Genomic DNA, 21,066 nt, shown 5'->3' with positions numbered 1-21,066 from the left:
ACCTTGTCAGGCGCACCATTCACTGCTGTAGGATTATCAAAAGCATTCCAGTATGATTATCTTTGTACATTAATAATAATCCAGGTGTTATCTAGGCATGACCGCAAAGAACGCAAGAGTACTGATCGTAGAAGACAATCCCACCAGCCAGGATGTTCTGCTGCAGCAGGTGGAATTACTCGGATTAGCTGGCGATTGCGCAAAAGACGGCATCGAGGCACTGGAACTCTGGAAGATGCATTCATACTCCATTATTCTGACAGACATCAACATGCCGCTGATGGACGGTTGTGAACTGGCAAGGAAGATTCGTAAAGCGGAAGAGATAGAAGGCGGTCATATTCCGATTATCGGTGTTACAGATTATGCAATGCCCGATGACATTCAACTCTATCGTGACAGCGGTATGGACGGTCACCTGGCCAAGCCATCAAAACTGGATACCCTTGAAGACATTCTGACACAGTGGATGAAATAACAAAGAGCAAATAATCAGCAGGGAAAGTGACGCAGTAAACTATACTTACTTTTCCCCGAACCCCTGGTTCATGGACAGCAGCATACGGAAATAACCAGCCACTCCATGCAAGAAAACCTCCACCAACGCCTTGGCGGCATCCTGCTGCTGTTAATGATCATCCTGTCCGTGACCAACGGATTTACAGGCAATGGTTACCTGCTTGCCGGTACAACTGGCTGGCTTGCCGGACTTCTTCTATTCAGAAATGTTTCACTTCTGCAGCGCTGGCAATCCCTGGCAATGGTCTCTATCGGCGCAATCGGCATGCTGTGGGGCTGGCTCAAGTCCGGGCAATTTGATTTAAGCCAGGCAATCGCCAGTAACCAGGCTCTTTTGGCAATGCTTGCAGCTGTCGGCTTTCTGCGCCTCATCGCCCTGCCCGACAGTGATAAGACAGAACAAAGCACACCGACTGGAAAAAAAGCGATCTGGCGCACCCTGCTCGGTACACACCTGTTTGGTGCAGTCATCAACCTGTCGACCATCATGATCATTGCAGACCGCCAATCAATGAAACGCCCCCTGTCACTGCTGCAAGCAACCGTACTGTCACGCGGTTTTGCACTGGCAGCACTCTGGTCTCCTTTCTTTGCTGCAATGGGAGTCGCCCTGACCAATGCCGATGGTTCACAACTGTTAACCATGACCCTGGCAGGCATTCCAATAGCGACACTCATGCTCGGTATTGCAGCCTGGCAGTTGAATCAATCGTCACTATCTGAAGAATTCCGCGGCTACCCGATGCATTTCGAGGCACTACTGACACCTGCCATACTCGCTGTCGCCGTTCTTGTCCTGCACAACTACCTGCCTGACATACCGATTATCACGCTGATTGCGCTGCTTTCTGTCACGCTCACACTCATGGTTCTCTCACTACGCGAACCGCATCATGTAATGCACAAAAGCGCCAGCTTCGTTCTCAATGGCCTACACCGCATGTCGGGAGAACTGATCCTGTTCCTTGCCGCAGGCGTGTTGGCCACGGGAGTCACCTCGGTTGTGTTCGCCTACCAACTGGAACCCGGCCTGGATAGTTTCGGAGCAGCGCAAGCCAGCTTGTTCCTGGTTGCCATAACCATCCTTGCCGCTATTGGCGTGCATCCCATTATCGGCATAGCCACCTCAAGTCCTTTGCTGTTACCGATTGTCGATGACCCGAACCTGCTAGGTATGCTCTACCTAATGTGCTGGTCAACCGGTGTCATGGTCTCGCCCCTGTCTGGCATACACTTGGCAATGCAGGGAAGATACGGGGTAGTCGCACACAAAATCGCCCAGGCTAATATCGGCTTTCTTCTACCGATGTTGCTGATTGAAATTGCAGCCCTCTTCATTTTCGAATGGTTCACGGCATGATGTTTTGCGTTGCCGGCGCGACAAGGCTAAAATAGCCGGCTCAAATTGTCCAGACGGACACCGCAACCTGAGGAGCGTTGCGACAGATCACCAACGGTGCATCTGCCAGGCTCAGGTTGACGGCACAAATAGCAACGGCGCTCAGTGTGAATTCTAATTGAGGAGACTCTAGAGATGAACGCTGTTGCGGAATCAGATCAGAACTACATTGTTGCCGACATGTCACTTGCCGCCTGGGGCCGCAAGGAGATTGCTATTGCCGAAACCGAGATGCCCGGTCTCATGGCACTGCGTGAAAAATTCGGTGATGAACAACCCCTGAAAGGCGCTCGCATTGCAGGCAGCCTGCATATGACAATCCAGACCGCCGTGCTTATCGAGACACTGGTTGCACTGGGTGCCGAGGTGCGCTGGGCATCATGTAACATTTTTTCAACCCAGGATCATGCTGCTGCGGCCATCGCAGAAGACGGCATTCCTGTATTTGCCTTCAAGGGCGAAAACCTCGATGAATATTGGGACTATGCTCACCGCATCATGGAATGGCATGACGGCGGCACACCGAACATGATTCTCGATGATGGTGGTGATGCCACCCTGCTGGTCGCCCTCGGCGCCAAGGCAGAAAAGGATATTTCAATTCTCGACAACCCCGGCAGCGAGGAAGAGGTATCTCTCTACAATGCCATCAAGGAGAAGCTGAAAACATCACCGGGTTGGTACAGTCGCATCATGGAGAATATCCAGGGCGTTACTGAAGAGACAACCACCGGCGTACATCGTCTCTACCAGATGCAGAAAAGCGGTGAACTCTACTGCCCTGCCATCAACGTCAACGACTCGGTCACCAAGTCGAAATTCGACAACCTCTATGGCTGCCGTGAGTCACTCGTCGACGGCATCAAGCGCGCAACCGATGTCATGGTTGCCGGCAAGGTTGCCCTCGTATGTGGTTATGGCGATGTCGGCAAGGGTTCGGCACAGTCGCTGCGCGGTCTTGGCGCGACTGTATTGATTACCGAGATTGATCCCATCTGTGCCCTGCAGGCGGCAATGGAAGGCTATCGCGTCGTCACCATGGATGAGGCATGTGACAAGGTTGATATTTTCGTTACCGCAACCGGTAACTACCATGTCATCACCCACGACCACATGGCGAAGATGAAGGACCAGGCCATCGTCTGCAACATCGGTCACTTCGATAACGAAATCGATGTCGCAAGTCTTGAAAAGTATGAGTGGGAAGAGATCAAGCCACAGGTCGATCACATCATCTTCCCGGATGGCAAGCGCATCATCTTGCTTGCACAAGGTCGCCTTGTGAATCTCGGTTGCGCAACAGGCCACCCGAGTTTCGTCATGTCCAACTCCTTCACCAACCAGGTATTGGCACAGATCGAGCTGTGGACAAAAGCTGACGAATACCCAACCGCCGTCTATACGCTGCCGAAACACCTTGATGAAGAAGTTGCACGTCTTCACCTTGAGAAGATCGGCGCCGACATGACGACACTGACAGATTTCCAGGCCGACTATATCGGCGTGGCTGTCGATGGCCCCTACAAGCCGGATCACTACCGTTACTGATCACGGACCGAAAAATGACAGCACAAGATAATACAAAACAGTTCAGTTTCGAACTCTTTCCGCCGAAGACGGAAAAAGGCATCGAGAAAATGCGGCAGACAGTCACGCAGCTGAATCTTCTCAAACCAGCTTACTTCTCCGTCACCTACGGTGCGGGTGGCTCGACCCAGTCAACCACCTTTGCCGCGGTTGACTGGCTTCGCAGTGAAGAGATTGAGACGGCACCGCACATCTCCTGTATCGGCGCTTCAAAAGATGAAATTGATTCGCTGCTGCAACGCTATATCGGCCAGGGTATTACTCGCCTGGTCGCGCTGCGTGGTGACCTGCCGTCCGGTGCAGGTCTTGGTGAGATACATGATTTCAGCCATGCAGATGAACTGGTTGCCTACATTCGTGAAACCACGGGCGATCATTTCCATATCGAGGTAGCCGCCTATCCGGAATTTCATCCGCAGGCGACCGATCCATTCAAGGATATCGAGTATTTTGCAAACAAAGTCAGCGCCGGTGCAAACGCGGCGATAACGCAGTATTTCTACAATGCGGATGCCTATTTCCGTTTTGTCGATGCCTGCGAGGCGCTGAATGTCACGGTTCCCATCGTGCCCGGTATCATGCCCATTACCAACTACAGCTCGCTAGCCCGTTTCTCGGATTCATGTGGTGCCGAGATCCCGCGCTGGATCAGGCGTCGTCTTGAAGCTTTTGGTGATGATACCAACAGCATCCGCTCTTTTGGTGCAGATGTGGTTTCGGATATGTGTGAACGCCTTATTGCCAACGGTGCACCCGGATTGCATTTCTACACCATGAACCAGGCAGGGGCGACACAAATACTCTGCGACAGGCTCGGCATCACAGGCTGATTGCGATGACGGTTCCGCGCATCTTCATCGATTGCGAACTACAGGATGCCGGTCTGCTGGAACTTCCACGGGAAGCTGCTCACCACCTGTCTACTGTCCTCAGGCGCAAGCCCGGGGACAGACTGACTCTATTCAACGGCAATGGATACGAGTACAACGCAAGCATAGAGTCACTTGAAAAGCGCCATGTCAATGTGCGCCTCGATGGGCGGGCGAACAGCTGCCATCATCGTGAATCACCTCTGCATATTCATGTCGGACTTGCCCTGACAAAAGGTCAGAAAATGGACCTTGCCATCCAGAAACTGGTTGAACTGGGCGTTAACCGCATCACACCACTGGTAGGCTCACGCTCTGTCGTTAAACTTGATCAAAAGCGTGAAGCAAGCCGCCTGGCACACTGGCACGGCGTGATCATTTCTGCATGCGAACAATCTGGTCGCTGCATCATTCCGGAAATTAGCGATGTCTGCAGTATCGACGAGTGGCCCGGTCTGTGCATGGAGGATATGCGCCTGATACTTGATCCGAGGGCGTCAGTCAGCATGAGGGAGCTGACAGATTTTCACTCCGTTGCCCTTGCAGTAGGCCCCGAAGGAGGCTTCAGCAACGATGAGGTGATGAGTCTTGTTGGCCAGGGTGTGCAGTCTGTACGCCTGGGAAACCGGATACTGCGTGCTGAAACAGCACCGCTTGCAGCAGTTTCTGTCTTGCAGACGCTGCACGGGGATTTTTGTTAGTCGAGCGCCAGCTGCTGATTGACCGAGTGGCCAATCTTTTCCATATCCGGAATCCAAACCAGGTCTCCCTGGTGGCGTGACGACAGGGCGAACTCACTCTTTTCCTGGGCTGCAGGAAGCCGCCTGCCATCTTCGACAACAAGTACACGAGGAACACTCTCGAGCACAATGCCGATCGCCGGGTGCTGTTGACTGTTATCAAGTGCGTTACAAATAGCAACTTTCGCCTTTGCTCCGGGCTCTCCGAATGGTCTGCCGACAACTGATTCGAGTGCGATAACCGGCACACTGAACTGATGCCAGTCAATCAGGCCGAGAATTTCGATTTCACCCTGTGGTCTTTCAATCGCCTCGGTCTCACTGAAAGATACGATTTCGGCTATCCCTGCCTGCGGCAGGACTGCCGTGGCCCCCTGTAGTGGTAACACGAGAGTTCGTACAGGATCCTTGCTACTCATTCTCCTGCTCCTCGCTGTGCAGCAATTCATCGAGTTTTTCCATCAACTCCTTCTCCTTGTATGGTTTGACAAGAAAAGCATCGACGCCAAGTTCATTTGCCTGCTGCCGATGCTTGCCACCAGAACGGGATGTAATCATGATCACCGGCAGCTCTTCTGTTTCAGGCGAAGCACGCAAATGACGGGTAAATTCAAATCCGTCCATGCGTGGCATTTCGATGTCCACCAACACCAGGTCAGGACGAGTCCGTTTCAACTTTGTCAGCGCATCGAGACCGTCGTTCGCCGTGATGACCTGATACTCCTTGCGCTCAAGCATGGAAGTGACAAATTTGCGCATGGTAACCGAATCGTCTACCGCGAGGATCACTCCCCTGCCCCTCTCACTTTCAGAAACAATCGCATCAGGTGGAACGATGGCGTCAGGGTCAAAGGCATCAAGCAATACACCAGGATCGACAATCAGTGCCACCTCGGCACTGGCGAGAACTGTTCCACCGTTTATCCAGGGAACGGACTCCAGCTGTACTCCGACACTCCTGATGACAATCTGGCGGTTACCGTAAAGATCACCCGCAAACAGAGCTACAGGCGATTCGCCACGCAACAGTACCAGTGGCAGCCATTTTCTCTTTTCGTCGATGACATAGGAAGTTTCAGAAGCCAGAAGATGATCAAAGCGCCTTAAAGGATAAGTCTGCCCATTGTAGTCGATACCAGGCATACGGCCTTTCATGCATGCCTCAACCTCGCTACTGTCAACACGCACAACGGCTTCTATCATCGAATCAGGAATGGCATAGCAGGCATTATCCAGCTTGAGAATCAAGGCATCCATGATTGCGCGATTGCACGGTAAATGGATAACAAAACGTGCGCCACCATCTACTGATTCAGCAATACGCAGGCGGCCACCCAGTGCATCGATACCACTCGCTACCACATCAAGCCCCACACCACGTCCTGAAACCTGGTCTACCTCCTCGCTGGTGGAGAAACCCGGAGTGGTGATGATGCGTGTCATCTCCTCATCAGAGAGGCTGCTTTTCGATTCGACCAAACCGAGCTCATGTCCATGGACGGCAATCTTTTCACGGTCAAAACCACGCCCGTCATCGCTAAAGCCAAGTATGACTTCCATGCCATGGCGGTGGATGTCCAGCGTCAGCTTGCCGTTCTTGCGCTTGCCTGCCTCTTCACGCTGCCGTGGCATTTCAATACCATGGAAAAGCGCATTGCGCACCAGGTGCTCCAGCAACGGCATAATGCGTTCAAGCATATTTCTGTCAATCTGCAGCTGCTGGCCCGATACCGTCAGGCGTGCTTTTTTGTCGAGATCTGAAGAGACCTGCCTGACAAGGCGCTGCAGGCGCGGCACCTGGGTTTCAAATGCCAGTGTGCGACTATCGATCAACTGGTGATAGAGATTTGTCGAGAGATCCGTATGCCTTGACAACAAGTGCCCCGACTCCTGCTGAACAATATCGATACTCTTTTTGATCGACGAGAGATCATGCCTGGTTTCAGCAAGAGCGCGCGACACCTCGTGGATCGATGTAAATCTGTCCAGTTCAAGCGGGTCGAAATTTTCATCTGTTGTCGAGGGAACCGGTTCATTCTGGTTGAGAATGTGTGATTCGGTTTCATTCTCCATGCGACGTAACTGTTCACCCAGGCGCATGACAGTCCGTCCGAGTTCAGTCAAGTCAGACGAGACTCGATTTTTCTGCTCTTGCAGACGGGAGCCAAAAGCCATGAGTTCGGCAAATCCACTCGACATATCATCCAGCAGCTTGAGTGGAACCCTGATGCTTCTTTCTGCACTCTCGTCGACTGCTCGCGAGGTATGTGAGACTGCAGGCGGGTAAGAGGTGACTGCAGCCGGGATTCCGATAAATTCATCATCGAAACCCTCCTCTATTGCTATTCCCTCGACTTCTTCATCTACTTCATCTTCTTCCGGGATCTCTTCCCCGGTCACTTCATCTACTTCGTCTTCTTCCGTGATCTCTTCCCCGACTTCTTCCTCTACTTCGTCTTCTTCCGGGATCTCTTCCCAGGCATCTTCCTCTGCTTCATCTTCTTCCGTGACATCTTCCTCAATCTCTTCCTCGGCTTCACCTTCTTTCGCGACCTCTGCCTCAATCTCTTCTTCAGGCGCTTCAGACTCAACCGTCTCTTCGATACTCTCTTGATCGTCTGCAGCCTCTTCCTGTATCGAAGTTTCCTGTACAACTTGTTTGTCAGCTTCACCCTCATCCGGCGAGGATGAAAGATCGGTGATATCGAGTTCCTGAAGTGATGTGCTGAATTCAGCGGCAGAGGGAACAGCTTCACTCGTTAACGATTCAACTTGTGTCGTGAGTAGATCAACAGCTTCCCGGGCAAGTTTGTAAACCTGCTCCTGGCCAAGTGCTGATTGAGATTCTGCATTGATCAGCATGCTTTCAACTGCATGGCTAAGATGGCCAATCTGCTCCTGTTCGACCAGGCGTGAAGAGCCTTTCATAGTATGCAGATAGCGTCTGAACTGCTGAACCATTTCAGCATTCAGTCTCTCTTCAGGTAAATTCGCGAAGAGTGTCTCAATCTGTTCGAGCAACTCGCTTGCTTCAGCACGAAAAGTCTCCAGCAGTTCCGGATCAGGATCTCCTTTCTGATCCCAGGCCGCCTCACTCCCCTGCTCCTCTACAACAGGCAGCTCTTCCACGATGATAGCTACTGACTCTTTTGACTCTTCCTGTGATATCTCGGATTCTTCCAGCGCCTCTTCCAGCAGTGCATCCACTGATGCATCCGATGCAACAGACTCTTCAGGCAATTGCGAACTCACACGTAGAGACAGAACTTCAAGCTCCGGCTCCAGGCGATACATCGTCTCATCAATGAAGGCACTCACTTTCACAGAAGTATCACATGCATAAGGGAGCAGCTCGATGTAACTTGCTATCCCGCCAAGCACCTCGGCAAATGGTGTCAAAACACTTTCGGGCAAGCGACTGAATCCCGCATCGAGTCTATCGGCAAAACGTTCTAAACGAGTTGATAGCCACTCATCATTGACACTTGAAACCAGGCCAGCTGTTCGGCGAAGTCTACCGATAACCGCGTTGAGAAAATCTGATGCATCTGAACCCGGATGATACGCCTTGAGACTGCGTTCAATCTGCTCTACAAGCTCACCCGCTTCCTCTGCAGCTTGCCTGCGCTGCATCAGCTCATCGCCATGTAAGTCCTTGCCCAGAAGAGTCGCAAACAGACCAGAATTCTCACTCTCTTGTGACAGCTGAAGCAGGTCATCACCTGTTTGCAGTAAAAGCTGCTCACATGCCTGCAGGGGAGCATCAGCAATTCTGCGGGTAACGGAATCATCAAGCGGTTGTTGTACAGCGACCATACTCTCCTGTAATTCGCCAAAACCGAGTAATCCCGTAACATCCGCAACCGCATCAATGCGATGACGTATGGCATGCAGGCTCTCCTTGTCCCGGTTGACTGCACGCCGGTAATAACTGAGCCGCTTCATGGTCGATGCAATCTCTCTCGACATTGCATCACTAATCGCATCAAGTTCCGCTGAAATTGCCTGGGCATTGTCGGACTTATCCTGGTGCAGGGCGACAAGCCCCTCGTCCAGTCCATACTCTTGCTTGAGACTGCCAAGATGCATCAGTGATTCGTCATCGATCTGCGCAACATAGTAGAGCAGGTTCCTCAACAGCCCAATCGGGTAGTTGGCACGAACCTCATCCTCTCCGTGGCGCAGAATAGTGCGAATCAGGCCATCAATTTTTGCAACAACAAGGCGGCTGGCAAGTGCCGTTCCGGACGGCTGACCGGAGAGATGATTAGCAAGCACGCTTGCTGGAAGGAAGAGACGTTGTACGGGAGCGGAAGCCTTGTCAGCAGCCTGCAGGAAGAATTCTGCCAGTTCAGCAAAGCCGTGTGCTGCTTCCCCTCGGTAGCATTCGAGCAGGCAGCGATGGAACTCTCCTCGCTGCTGATTGAGATAATCGATCAGGGAGTCGTCACCGGGTACCGGTTCGCACAGATCAAGCAGCAGGATCTCATCCAGCCGGGGAATAAAAATCACTGTCTCCGAGGGCAGCGAGGCATCACGTGCAGCACGTAATTCATTTATCTGGGGCATCAGGTGGAGAGGGATATCCAGGCCACCACTGACGAGCATGTCAAGGTGCTTCTCCAAGGCCTTGAGCCCGGATGTCAACACGATCAGCGTGCCACGCTGATCAAGAATCTTTTTATCCTGCAAGCGTTGAACGACCTTGTCCAACTCATCAAGCAACATCTCTGCACCATGCAGACGGCTGAACTTTACGACATTACGTAGTTGTCGAACCGCCATTGACGCATCGTTCAACTCAGCAGGCTCACCACTTTCAGAAAAGTTTGAAAACGCCCTCGTGGCTGCTGTCAGTAGCTGATGGAGCCCCTCGATAACCCATACCACCTGCGGCTTACTGCAGGAGTTCATGACATTATCCGGTGAATCACTGTGTGGGGTTCCAGGCAGCATTATGATTAACCGTTCTTGTCAATATCGGGTAGTCGAAAACCGGAGATCGCTTCCTGCAATTCTGTTGTCAGCCTGTCGAACTCCTGCATGGCTGATTTTGCCAACCTGGTATCTTTTTGTGCGGACTCTGAGCTTTTGCTGATTGAATTGACTACCACGCCTAACTCAACAATTGCCTTTGAGCGATCATCTGCGCGACCCAGCAATTGCTGGGTAATCTGAACAGTCTTATCAGAAACAGTGTTGATTTGATCGAGCACTTTTCCGGTATCTTCAGCAAGTCGTGCACCTTCGACTATGCCGCCGGTACTCGTCTCCATTGACTCTACAGCGTCACGCGTATCGGTCTGAATACTGCTAACCAGCGCATCGATCTGATGCGTAGCCTCGGTTGAGCGTTCCGCAAGGCGCTGCACTTCATCGACAATAACAGCAAAACCACGCCCCGCCTTTCCTGCACTTGCGGCCTGCATTGCAGCGTTCATTGCCAGGATATTGGTCTGTTCTGCGATATCCTCGATCAGCTCCGTAATCTCGCCAATCTGCTGCGAGCTTTCACCGAGACGCTTGATGCGCCTTGCCGTATCCTGTATCTGCCCACGCACCCTGTTCATCGATTCGATGGTGTTGCCGGCAACACGACTTCCCTCACCCGCAAGCTTGCCTGACTCGGATGCAACGGTAACTGACTCCTTGGCTGCGGATGACACCTGTTGCATTTCAACTTCAAGTTTTCCTATTCTGTCATTTACATCGGCACCCATCTCAACCTGCTTTTTCATATGCTGCTCAAGAACCAGTGCAGCCTGGCGAGTCAGACGCGTGTTGCCACGCATTGAAGCTGTTGCGCCTTGAATAGCAGAGACCAGGTCACCGAGTTGCTGAATCGTGTAATTGATGGGTGTAGCCAGCATTCCCGTCACTTCAGACGACTCACTGGCCCTTACAGTCAGGTCACCGTCAGTGAGATCAGCCAGTTCATCAAGCAGAGCCATGTTTTCCTGACGGTATTGTTCATATTCGACCTGTCCTTCCGGATCCTTGCAATCTGCATCAGTCACCAGCCTGACCATGATCAGAATAATCAGTAATCCACTGATGACAGCAAGAATCCAGGCAACCCGGGGGCCAACTCTGATACCTGATATAGACATACGCCCGGGAACCTGGCTATAACTGTCTATCAGGCCTTTTAGCCCCGTATCCAGTCGACCAGAAACCCGTTCAACTTCCGATAGTGAGTCAAGAACAGGTCCCAGTAGTGCCATCTGAGAAATGAGGGCAACACTATTGTCATGACCCTGGCTGATGGTATCGGCGAGCTTATCCAGTTCCGCGCGAGCCTCGTCATCCTCGACCTTGTCAATTCCGAGAACCGTATTACCTTCCACCATGCCATCGAGCACCTGGGAGAGTGAAGCAGCATCCTGGCCAATACTTTCGAACGACTTTGGCGTTCTGTCGTTTGAATTGAATAGCCCTCCCAGATGTCGCAACAGACGCTCTGTGACGTGCAACTGGTGAATCGCAAGATAGACCTGGTTTTTGGGCGCCGCGATTTTCTCAAGTCTGAGGACAACACGCAGGATGCCTTCCTGTATCTGCTGGAACTGCTGCATGGTTGTTTCGATAAGAGATGATGTCTCTCTCACTTTTTCTTCACTGTTGAGCAAACCATCGATTTGGCCACGCATCTCGAGCCATGCTATTTCGACTTCATTTAACGTGCTTCTCACCACTGCAGGTGAAGGCGACAGACCTGTGACAGAATTTCCGTTCTTCAATTCCCCGAGAAGCAGCTCATACTCTTCGCGAGTGCTGCTGAGAAGCGGAAATGCATCCATATCTCCACTTGCTGCCGTATCCAGGTGACGCAAAGACTCCTCGACAACACGCTGTTGCTCGAGCGTATTCAAAAGGTAAGCCTCGTTATCTGATGCTGACGAGCCAATATGAACCAGGGTTGCTACCAGCAATGCAAGTGCAATGATTAATAGTACTGCCAGGTTCGGGACAACCATTCCCCGTGATTCTTCCTGATTTTTCATAGTCTGTTTCTTAGGTTTACTGTGATTGATTCTCAGGTGGCCGCCTGCCGGAAATCCTGGTTCGTGACCAGCCACTCCATGTCGAGCAGCTTCCAATCTCGTTCCTCTGCCCGAATTGACTCACCTTCACCGGTCAGTTGCTCCATGCTATCCAGATAGATCAGGCCGTGTGCCATTGGAACTATCAGGCCTGTGCGAAGATCAGCATGATCAATCACGAGTACACGAGCAGCGCTGGAAAGATGAACCGACTGTTGGCACAGGAACTGCTGAAAGTCGACCAGCGGTAATAGCGCCCCACGTACATTTGCCAATCCTGCCATCCACTTTTTCACACCGGGAACCGGAACGAAATTTTCCGGAATCCTGATGATTTCAGGAACTGAAGCGAGAGGTGCAAGGTAATCGGTACCACACAAGCTGAAACCCACAAAGGCTTCCCTGCGGCTCTCCACTTCAACCTGAAACAGCGGATTTTCCTGAGCTGCCAGTTGCATGTTCCTTAGAAGTGCAATAGGTGAGGAAACTGATTGTCCGCTTTTTTTATTCGACACAGGTCAACTCTCTCAGGATGCAGGCAATTGTGTACGAACTTCGCGCAGGAGTTCATCGCCGGAAAAAGGCTTGGTGAGGAAACTTGTCGCTCCTGCGAGGTTTCCTCTCGCCCTGTCAAAAGGGCTATTTGAGCCAGACAGCATGATGATGGGTATATCACAGGTTAATGCATTCTGCTTGAGCAGGAGACAAGCCCGGTAGCCATCAAGACGCGGCATATTGATATCCATGAGTATGATATCTGGCACATGGTCAGACACAGCCCCAAGCGCATCGAAGCCGTCGGCAACACTGATCACATCAAAACCGGCCTGGGTCAAAAGCAGTTCCGCACTGCGACGGATTGTGAGGCTGTCATCTACCAGCATCACTGTGCGATTCTGTTTCCCCTGTTCACTCACAGCAGGTGCTTCCCATTCGGTTCTTTTGAAGGCGCCGACCCACGCTGGGCGGCTGTTCTCAGGCAATTTGCGCCATTATACAGACTTTGCCCGGTGGTAAAACGTTTCCCTCCCTTATTTTGACGAGGTAAATTCTGCACATGCAGGGAGTGTTCACGAACAACAACCGTGTAGCTATCTATGGCACAATAAAAAGATATTAAAGACAATATACAGGTACGGTTTTGACCCAGTTGTCAGTCGGGATCCTGATGGATCCTATTGAGTCTATCAAGAGATACAAGGACAGCAGTTTTGCAATACTGCTCGAGGCGCAGAGGCGTGGCCACAAAATCTGGTACATGGAGGCGAGTGACCTCTCACTCGTCAATGGCCGGGCATGGGCCAGGCAGAGATCACTGAGCGTCACCGACAGCGATAACGAGTGGTTCAGTTTCGGCGAGGGACGGCATGTACCACTTTCGCAATGCGATACCATACTGATGCGCAAGGATCCGCCATTTGATATCGGTTATATCACCCTGACATGGTTTCTCGACCTGGCCGAAAGCGAGGGAACACTGGTCGTAAACCCTCCAGCAGCACTGCGCAACTTCAACGAAAAACTTGCGATCAGCCATTTCCCACAATTCTGTACGCCTGCACTGGTTTCAGGCAATTCTGATGAATTGAAATCCTTCCTCGAAACGCACGGTGAAATTGTCGTCAAACCGATCGATACCATGGGTGGGGAATCGATATTCAAGCTGCAACACGGCGATCTCAATACCAATGTCATACTGGAAACTGTGACCAACCGGGGCAGCCGTGTAATCATGGCACAGGGCTTCATCCCGGAAATCAGTGCTGGCGACAAGCGCATCCTGATCGTTGATGGTAAACCCGCCCCCTATGCTCTCGCCCGTATACCCAGCGAGGATGAATTCCGTGGCAATCTTGCTGCCGGTGGAACAGGCGCTGGTCAGCCACTCAGTGAACGCGACTTGGAAATTGCATCAACAGTCGGAGAGTTTCTGCGAGAACAGGGCATCCTGTTTGCCGGCATCGATGTCATTGGTGATTACCTGACTGAAATCAACATCACCAGCCCCACCTGCATCCGTGAACTTGATGCGCAATTTGACCTCAATATCAGTGCAGACCTGTTTGATGCCATCGAAGAGAGATACGCAGGCGCCAGCTAGCACTACAGAAGCATGCGTAATTTTTCAGAACTGACAATCGACTGGAACCGGATCAGCCTTGGGCATACGCTGCTTGCGGCAACTCTGCTGCATGCGGTCGGAATACTCGTTCTCAATTTCGATTTCAGTCCGGCAGACACCTCCATCGATACAAAACTGGAAATCACCGTGGTCAGGCCGAATCCAGACGCCGAGGAGCCTGAAATTGCAGACTTCCTCGCAACCGCGTCACAACTTGGCAGCGGCAACACCCAGGAACGTGAAAAACCGACCCAGAGCAATGCCATGGAAGCGCCTTTTGAAATACAGACTGACATTATCAACAAGGCGGAATACTCACCTCCACAGGTGGATGAGATGGCAAGGTCGGATGACACACCGATCATGACTGTTTCCAAACCACGCCCGGACCAGGTGAGTCAGCAGCCCGACAAAAACCAGCTCACGGAAAGACAGCAGACACCGGCACAGCTGCTTGCCAATACACAGAAACGCATCGAACGTCTTACCGCAGAACTCGATGAGAAGACACGTGCATATGCCAAGATTCCCAAGCGCGGGTTTATTTCAGCCTCCACCAAGGCACACATCTACGCTGAATACATGGAGCAGTGGCGCAGAAAAATTGAGCGCACCGGCAAGATCTACTACCCGGCCGGTGCTTCCGGCAAGGTGCTGGTTACTATCACCGTCACAGCGGATGGCACACTACGGGACGTGCAACTCCAGGAACCATCCAATTCTTCAGTTATCAATGATGCCGCACTTGAAATTGCCCGCCTGTCAGCCCCATTTCCTCCTTTTAATGAAGAACTCAGAAAAAAGCATGATGAACTGGTTATCAGTCGCACCTGGTATTTCCTTGATGATGGCTCTCTTGAAACGAGGATCAATTGAATGAACAAGCTCACGGATCACTTTCTGATTGCAATGCCGGGACTGATGGATCAGAACTTTTTCCAGTCGGTCACCTATATTGTCGAGCACAGTGAAGACGGTGCCATGGGTATTGTCATCAATCATCCACTCGAAATTACCCTTGAAGAGATGTTCGGGCAGTTAAAGATCGAAGCCTCGCCAGGCACAAAAGCCCTCGGAAATTCCCTCTATCTCGGAGGCCCGGTACAGGAAGACAGGGGCTTCGTCCTGCATGACGGGGATGCTGTTACCTGGGCATCATCACTGCAGATAGAAAAAGCGCTGTGCGTCACCACCTCGAAAGATATCCTCGAGGCTATTGCCCAAGGCAATGGTCCACGCAACAGCCTGGTGGCACTTGGCTATGCCGGCTGGGCAGCCGGTCAGCTGGAGAGGGAAATCTCTGAAAACAGCTGGCTCTCCGGGCGTGCCGACAAGGACATCATTTTCAATCTGCCAGTTGAGAAACGCTGGTCTGCAGCTGCGCAACTGATCGGCGTGGATATTTCCCTGTTAAGCTCGGAAGCCGGTCACGCATGAGCACAGACAAACCGGTATCAACACTTCTCGGTTTTGATTATGGCACCGTCAGGATCGGCGTGGCAGTCGGACAAACCCTGACTGGTACGGCAAATCCTCTTGAAACAGTCAAAACAATCAATAGCAAACCTGACTGGGTGCGAATTGCCGCAATTATTGATGAGTGGAAACCCGGCGCACTTGTTGTTGGTCTGCCGTACAATATGGACGATACTGAATCAGAGGTTGCCGAAAAAGCAAAACGCTTTGCCAGACAACTGAATGGCCGTTTTCATCTGCCGGTGCACATGATTGATGAACGCCTTACCTCTGTCGAGGCACAACGTCACCTTGGTGCAGATGCCGAAACGAGTGGTGAACTGGATGCAGCAGCTGCCAGCCTGATACTCGAAACCTGGCTGAACCAATAAAACAGACAAAGTAGACTATTATGGAATTACAATCATTTCTCTCGCACGAAGGCATCCTCAGCGTCATCGACGGCATGGCACAAAAAACCCGTGCCCTGGCTGAGCAGCGCAACCTTGAAAATTTCGCCATCATCGGAATACGAACAGGTGGTGTCCTTGTCGCAGAGGCACTGCACGAAAAGCTGGGTATAACAGAACCGCTGGGCACCCTGGATATCGCTTTCTACCGTGACGATTTCAGCCAGATCGGTCTCAACCCGGAAGTCAAACCATCACAGATTTCCTTTGATATCGATGGCCGCCATATCCTGCTGGTAGATGACGTTATCCATACAGGCCGCACCATTCGTGCCGCACTCAACGAGATATTTGATTACGGGCGCCCTGCGTCGGTTACGCTCGCCGCACTGGTTGACCGTGACGGCAGAGAACTGCCGGTACAGGCCGATATCATTGGCCTGGAAGTCACCCTCACATCCAACGAACAGATCAAGCTGACCGGCGAGGATGATATGGAACTGGTCATCGGGTCACGACAATGAGATAATCCGCGCCATGAATTCAGCCAATCTGCAACTCGATGACAACGGAAGCCTGAAACACTTCCTTACTATCGACGGCCTGAAACGGGAACACCTCGTCTCAATTCTCGATGTTGCAGAATCATTTCTCAATGTCAGTGACCGCAGTGTAAAAAAGGTGCCGGCTCTGCGCGGCAAGGTTGTTGCCAACCTCTTTTTTGAAAACAGCACACGCACAAGAACAACTTTCGAACTGGCTGCAAAGCGTCTCTCTGCCGACGTACTCAACCTGAATATCAGCGTCTCTGCCACAGCCAAGGGCGAAACCCTGCTGGACACATTGCGCAATCTTGAAGCGATGCATGTCGACATGTTCGTGATTCGACACGCCGACAGTGGTGCTGCGCATTTTATTGCACAACATGCACGCCCCGGAGTCAGCGTAATCAACGCCGGTGACGGCAGACATGCCCACCCGACACAGGCGATGCTCGACGTCTTTACCATTCGCCAGATGAAAGGAGATTTCACACCGCTGAAGGTCGCCATTATCGGTGACATACTTCACTCACGGGTCGCACGCTCACAAATTCTTGCTCTCAACACTCTCGGTGTTTCCGAGGTACGCGTTATCGCACCGAAAACACTGCTACCGCACGATGCACGTGAGTCACTTGGCGTACATGTCTTTCACGATCTCGAGGAAGGCATTACAGATGCCGATGTCGTCATCATGCTGAGACTGCAGAAAGAGCGTATGAACGGCGCCCTGCTCGCTTCTGAACAGGAGTATTTTCAGCGCTTCGGTGTCACCCAGGCACGTATGAAACTGGCCAGTCCCGATGCCATAGTGATGCATCCGGGCCCGCTTAACCGCGGAGTTGAAATCGAGTCGGAAGTTGCAGATGGCCCGCAGTCCGTCATCCTTGAGCAGGTCAGCAATGGTATTGCGATTCGAATGGCCGTCATGGCAATGGCAATGAACCCACGCGCACTGGGTGGAGAAAGCGCATGAAAAGCGAACGCATCAGCATCACAGCGGCACGCCTTCTTGATCCGCAAACCGGTCTTGACCAGACAGGTGATCTACACATCGCCGATGGAAGCATCTACGCGATAGGTGAAGCACCGGATGACTTCACTCCCGACAGACAAATTGACGCTTCAGGGCTAACCCTGGTTCCCGGTTTTATCGATCTCAACGCAAGACTGCGCGAGCCAGGCGATGAGAAGAAAGGCACTATTGTTTCCGAAACCCGGGCTGCTGCACGTGGCGGGGTTACAACCGTGATCTGCCCACCTGATACGTCACCCGTTATCGATACTCCTGCAGTTGCCGAACTCATCCGGCGCCGGGCAAAAATGAGCGCCAACAGTCGCGTCCTCTCGACCGGTGCCATGACAGTCGGACTCGAGGGCAACCGCCTGACAGAGATGGCGGCACTGGTCACCGGTGGCTGTATCGCGATCAGCAATGCACGCTTTCCTCTTGCCAACAGCCTGGTGCTGCGGCGAGCGATGGAGTATGCATCAACCTGGGATATCCCGCTGTTTCTGCAGCCGCTCGATCACGAACTCGCCAATCACGGCATTGCTCACGAGGGCAAGGTGTCAGCTCGACTTGGACTCCCTGGCATCCCGTCAAGTGCTGAATGTATAGCCGTTTCAGGCATGATTGAACTGGCTCGCTTTACGGGTGCACAACTCCACCTGCAGCAAATTTCGACAGCAGCTGCTGTTGATATGATTGCTACAGCACAATCGGAAGGATTGCCAATCACGGCCGATGTCGCAGCTCACCAGCTTCACCTGACTGAACTGGATGTTGACGAATTCAATTCCAACTGCCACCTGCTGCCACCTCTTCGCACTCAGGAAGATCGTGATGCCCTGCGCCGGGGAATTGCCGATGGAACCATCTCGGCAATCTGCTCGGCACATGAACCACACGAACCGGATGCCAAAATGGCGCCCTTCCCCTCGACAGAACCAGGGCTTTCCGGACTGGAAACGCTGTTTCCACTGACGCTGAAACTGGTCGATGAGAATATTATTACCCTGCAACGTGCACTTGAACTGCTGATCGCCGGGCCGGCCAGGATTGCACGCCTGCCGATGGGAAAGCTTGCTGTTGGCCAGGAGGCTGACCTATGTCTCTACGATGCAGAATGCAATTGGCAATTCAAGGCTGATGAAATGCTCAGCGAAGGACAGAATACGCCTTTTGATGACTGGCGCTTCCTCGGTAAAATCAAACATACATTTTTTGAAGGTCGAATGACCTACACCAGTTAACACGATTCCCTATGCAAATGAAAAATCATCGCGATACCATCTTCGTTGAAGATGCACTCATCCTGTCGCACGAAGAGTATGAAGGTGAGCAGTTCGTTATGCGTGTACACGCACCAAAGTGTGCAGCTGAAGCCAAGCCCGGGCAGTTTTCCCACCTGCAGGTCGATCCACTGCAGCCGCTGAGACGCCCCATCTCCATCATGCGTGTCTCGGTTAAAGAGGGGTGGGTAGATTTCCTTTATAAACGCGTCGGCCAGGGCACGTCACTGCTTTCGCAGCGACAGGCAGGTGAAAACATCAGCATCATGGGGCCCATCGGTAACCGTTTTGAAATCGAATCGGGGCGTTCACTCCTGATTGGCGGAGGCGTCGGCATGCCACCGATGATTTTTCTTGCTGATGAACTGCGTCATCTTGATGGCCATAGTTGTTTTGCAGTACTTGGATCCGAGGTTCCATTCCCTTTCACTCCCAAACCCTCACAACATATCGTTGACGGCATGGACGAGGGAGTCATCGCGGCAATGCCGCTATTGGACGACTGGGGCATTGCATCGAGACTCGCCAGCCTGCAAGGTTATGCCGGGTGCCAGCAAGGCTATGTGACCGATGTGGCTCGCAACTATCTCGCACAACGGACAAGAGAGGAACTGGACGATACGACTATCTACAGCTGCGGACCCCATCCAATGCTGCAGGCCGTGGTCGACCTGGCGCGTGAATTCGATGTCAATGTTCAGACATCACTGGAAGAGTTCATGGCGTGTGCAGTAGGCGGCTGCGCCGGGTGTGTTGTACCTGTCGAAAGCGACAGTGGCGTACAAATGAAACGTGTCTGTGTCGACGGCCCGGTGTTTGACGGACGCCTGGTATTCTCTGAATCCTGAAAAAAAAGACCGGAGCAACTCTGCTCCGGTCTTGCTTTATTCAATCTCAATACTGGATGAGATCACTCTCCTGCTTACTTTAAAAAGCCCTCATCTTCCTCATCGTCATCTGATTTTTCAAGCTGGAACTGTTCATCAGCACCCGATTCAAGGGGGTTGCCACTCGCTTCAGCTGAAAGTTTGATCATCAGCCTCACCTCGTTGGATGAGTCAGCAAAACGTAAGGCATCCTCGTAACTGATTGTGCCTTTCTGGTAGAGGTTTACCAGCGATTTGTCGAATGTGACCATGCCCTGCTCTTCCGAGCGCTTCATCAGGTCCTTAACGTCATGGATTTCACCATTACGAATAAGATCCATCATGTAGGGTGTTCTCAACAGCAGTTCAACACAAACGGCCATGCGTTCACCACCGTCGATTCTTGGAATCAGTTGCTGACCGATAATCGCGTGCAAGTTGAAAGAGAGGTCCAGCAACAACTGGTTGCGGCGCTCTTCGGGGAAGAAGTTAATAATACGGTCAAGTGCCTGGTTGGCATTATTTGCGTGAAGTGTAGCGATACACAGATGTCCCGTCTCTGCAAAGGTGATGGCATGCTGCATAACTTCTCGCGAACGAATCTCACCGATCAGGATGACATCAGGTGCCTGTCGCAGGCTGTTTTTCAGGCCAATTTCGAATGACTCGGTATCAACGCCAACCTCGCGCTGGTTGACGATACAGCCATCGTGCGTATGGATATACTCAACCGGATCCTCAACTGTCAGTATATGTCCATGGGTGTTGTGATTGCGATACCCGACCATCGCCGCAAGGGTGGTGGATTTACCAGTATCGGTAGCACCTACACACAGCACCAGCCCACGCTGGATCATGGAGATTTCCTTGAGGGTATCCGGCAGTTCCAGCTCCTCAAACCTCGGAATATCAGCCTGGATATAACGAAATACAATGGACACCATGTCCATCTGGAAAAAAGCACTGACACGAAAACGTCCGACACCTTCAACGAAATGGGCAAAGTTTGCCTCACGTTCGGTAAAAAAACGGTCTTTCAGATAATCAGGCAGGATATTACTGACAATCGCCTCCGACTGACTAATCGTAATCTCTTTCTGACCAACTGGCTCAATGTTGTCATTGATTTTCAGTGACGGTGGACGGCCAACAGCAATGAAAACGTCCGACGCCTGTCGTTTCACTGCAAGTTCTAATAGTGGTGTAATATCCATCAGTG

At 52.0% G+C, this 21,066-nt stretch carries 19 protein-coding genes and 1 riboswitch; of the genes, 13 read left to right on the top strand and 6 right to left on the bottom strand.

Features of this window, described 5'->3' with window-relative positions; genetic code table 11:
• Window positions 1–97: 97 nt before the first annotated feature.
• The 5 genes from BOW06_RS06040 to BOW06_RS06020 all read left to right on the top strand — a co-directional run bounded on the left by BOW06_RS06040 (window position 98) and on the right by BOW06_RS06020 (window position 5,075).
• The gene (locus BOW06_RS06040) at window positions 98–478 is read left to right on the top strand and encodes a response regulator (RefSeq protein ID WP_078454514.1); all 381 of its coding nucleotides are present in this window, start codon (window positions 98–100) and stop codon (window positions 476–478) included.
• Between the two features lie 105 nt (window positions 479–583).
• A complete protein-coding gene (locus BOW06_RS06035; protein ID WP_043115222.1) occupies window positions 584–1,879 on the top strand; it encodes a hypothetical protein in 1,296 nt (431 codons plus the stop codon).
• Between the two features lie 63 nt (window positions 1,880–1,942).
• Window positions 1,943–2,029, top strand: a riboswitch (S-adenosyl-L-homocysteine riboswitch).
• A 24-nt stretch (window positions 2,030–2,053) separates the two neighbouring features.
• Window positions 2,054–3,466: an adenosylhomocysteinase gene (gene ahcY / locus BOW06_RS06030; RefSeq protein ID WP_078452862.1), complete on the top strand. Its 1,413-nt coding sequence runs from the start codon at window positions 2,054–2,056 to the stop codon at window positions 3,464–3,466.
• 14 nt (window positions 3,467–3,480) lie between these two features.
• Window positions 3,481–4,335 carry a methylenetetrahydrofolate reductase [NAD(P)H] gene (gene metF / locus BOW06_RS06025; RefSeq protein WP_043115219.1) on the top strand — a complete coding sequence of 285 codons (855 nt, stop codon included), beginning with the start codon at window positions 3,481–3,483 and terminating at the stop codon, window positions 4,333–4,335.
• A gap of 5 nt (window positions 4,336–4,340) precedes the next feature.
• Window positions 4,341–5,075, top strand: coding sequence for a 16S rRNA (uracil(1498)-N(3))-methyltransferase (locus tag BOW06_RS06020; RefSeq protein WP_043115217.1), 735 nt, complete (start codon window positions 4,341–4,343; stop codon window positions 5,073–5,075).
• On the opposite strand, the gene BOW06_RS06015 is transcribed toward BOW06_RS06020, so the two are convergent.
• The 5 genes from BOW06_RS06015 to BOW06_RS05995 are packed head-to-tail and all read right to left on the bottom strand — an operon-like array spanning window position 5,072 to window position 13,041.
• Window positions 5,072–5,533 (bottom strand): chemotaxis protein CheW, encoded by a 462-nt coding sequence (locus BOW06_RS06015; protein ID WP_043115216.1) that lies wholly within the window; start codon window positions 5,531–5,533, stop codon window positions 5,072–5,074. The two genes, BOW06_RS06020 and BOW06_RS06015, sit on opposite strands and share 4 nt — an antisense overlap.
• On the bottom strand, window positions 5,526–10,028 hold the full coding sequence (locus BOW06_RS06010; RefSeq protein WP_179115403.1) for a hybrid sensor histidine kinase/response regulator: 4,503 nt from the start codon (window positions 10,026–10,028) through the stop codon (window positions 5,526–5,528). The genes BOW06_RS06015 and BOW06_RS06010 overlap by 8 nt, the downstream gene beginning before the upstream one ends.
• A 47-nt stretch (window positions 10,029–10,075) precedes the next feature.
• Window positions 10,076–12,118 carry a methyl-accepting chemotaxis protein gene (locus BOW06_RS06005; protein ID WP_078454512.1) on the bottom strand — a complete coding sequence of 681 codons (2,043 nt, stop codon included), beginning with the start codon at window positions 12,116–12,118 and terminating at the stop codon, window positions 10,076–10,078.
• Between the two features lie 32 nt (window positions 12,119–12,150).
• Window positions 12,151–12,672: a chemotaxis protein CheW gene (locus BOW06_RS06000; RefSeq protein ID WP_143556181.1), complete on the bottom strand. Its 522-nt coding sequence runs from the start codon at window positions 12,670–12,672 to the stop codon at window positions 12,151–12,153.
• 12 nt (window positions 12,673–12,684) lie between these two features.
• Complete coding sequence (locus BOW06_RS05995) at window positions 12,685–13,041, bottom strand: response regulator (protein WP_043116498.1); 357 nt, start codon at window positions 13,039–13,041, stop codon at window positions 12,685–12,687.
• A gap of 257 nt (window positions 13,042–13,298) precedes the next feature.
• On the opposite strand from BOW06_RS05995, the gene gshB reads away from it, so the two are divergent.
• From gshB to BOW06_RS05955, 8 genes are read left to right on the top strand one after another with little or no spacing between them, the layout of a single operon-like run.
• Window positions 13,299–14,258 carry a glutathione synthase gene (gene gshB, locus BOW06_RS05990; RefSeq protein ID WP_078455125.1) on the top strand — a complete coding sequence of 320 codons (960 nt, stop codon included), beginning with the start codon at window positions 13,299–13,301 and terminating at the stop codon, window positions 14,256–14,258.
• 12 nt (window positions 14,259–14,270) lie between these two features.
• Window positions 14,271–15,155, top strand: coding sequence for an energy transducer TonB family protein (locus BOW06_RS05985; protein ID WP_052131918.1), 885 nt, complete (start codon window positions 14,271–14,273; stop codon window positions 15,153–15,155).
• Window positions 15,156–15,716, top strand: a complete 561-nt coding sequence (locus tag BOW06_RS05980; RefSeq protein WP_078452868.1) for a YqgE/AlgH family protein — start codon at window positions 15,156–15,158, stop codon at window positions 15,714–15,716.
• Window positions 15,713–16,126, top strand: coding sequence for a Holliday junction resolvase RuvX (gene ruvX, locus BOW06_RS05975; protein ID WP_043115209.1), 414 nt, complete (start codon window positions 15,713–15,715; stop codon window positions 16,124–16,126). Before BOW06_RS05980 ends, ruvX begins: the two co-directional genes overlap by 4 nt.
• 20 nt (window positions 16,127–16,146) lie before the next feature.
• Complete coding sequence (gene pyrR / locus BOW06_RS05970) at window positions 16,147–16,668, top strand: bifunctional pyr operon transcriptional regulator/uracil phosphoribosyltransferase PyrR (RefSeq protein WP_043115207.1); 522 nt, start codon at window positions 16,147–16,149, stop codon at window positions 16,666–16,668.
• Window positions 16,669–16,681: 13 nt separating this feature from the next.
• Window positions 16,682–17,662, top strand: a complete 981-nt coding sequence (locus BOW06_RS05965) for an aspartate carbamoyltransferase catalytic subunit (protein ID WP_078454510.1) — start codon at window positions 16,682–16,684, stop codon at window positions 17,660–17,662.
• Window positions 17,659–18,942, top strand: a complete 1,284-nt coding sequence (locus BOW06_RS05960; protein WP_043115205.1) for a dihydroorotase — start codon at window positions 17,659–17,661, stop codon at window positions 18,940–18,942. The genes BOW06_RS05965 and BOW06_RS05960 overlap by 4 nt, the downstream gene beginning before the upstream one ends.
• An 11-nt stretch (window positions 18,943–18,953) precedes the next feature.
• On the top strand, window positions 18,954–19,829 hold the full coding sequence (locus tag BOW06_RS05955; protein WP_043115203.1) for a dihydroorotate dehydrogenase electron transfer subunit: 876 nt from the start codon (window positions 18,954–18,956) through the stop codon (window positions 19,827–19,829).
• A gap of 74 nt (window positions 19,830–19,903) precedes the next feature.
• Here the strand turns inward: BOW06_RS05955 and BOW06_RS05950 are convergent, their stop codons facing one another.
• On the bottom strand, window positions 19,904–21,061 hold the full coding sequence (locus tag BOW06_RS05950) for a PilT/PilU family type 4a pilus ATPase (protein ID WP_078454509.1): 1,158 nt from the start codon (window positions 21,059–21,061) through the stop codon (window positions 19,904–19,906).
• Window positions 21,062–21,066 lie beyond the last annotated feature (5 nt).

The sequence above is a fragment of the Solemya velum gill symbiont genome, assembly GCF_002020255.1.
Lineage (GTDB): Bacteria > Pseudomonadota > Gammaproteobacteria > Chromatiales > Chromatiaceae.
Note: the sequence above shows the minus strand (reverse complement) of the source record. Positions and strands in the feature narration are given on the sequence as shown.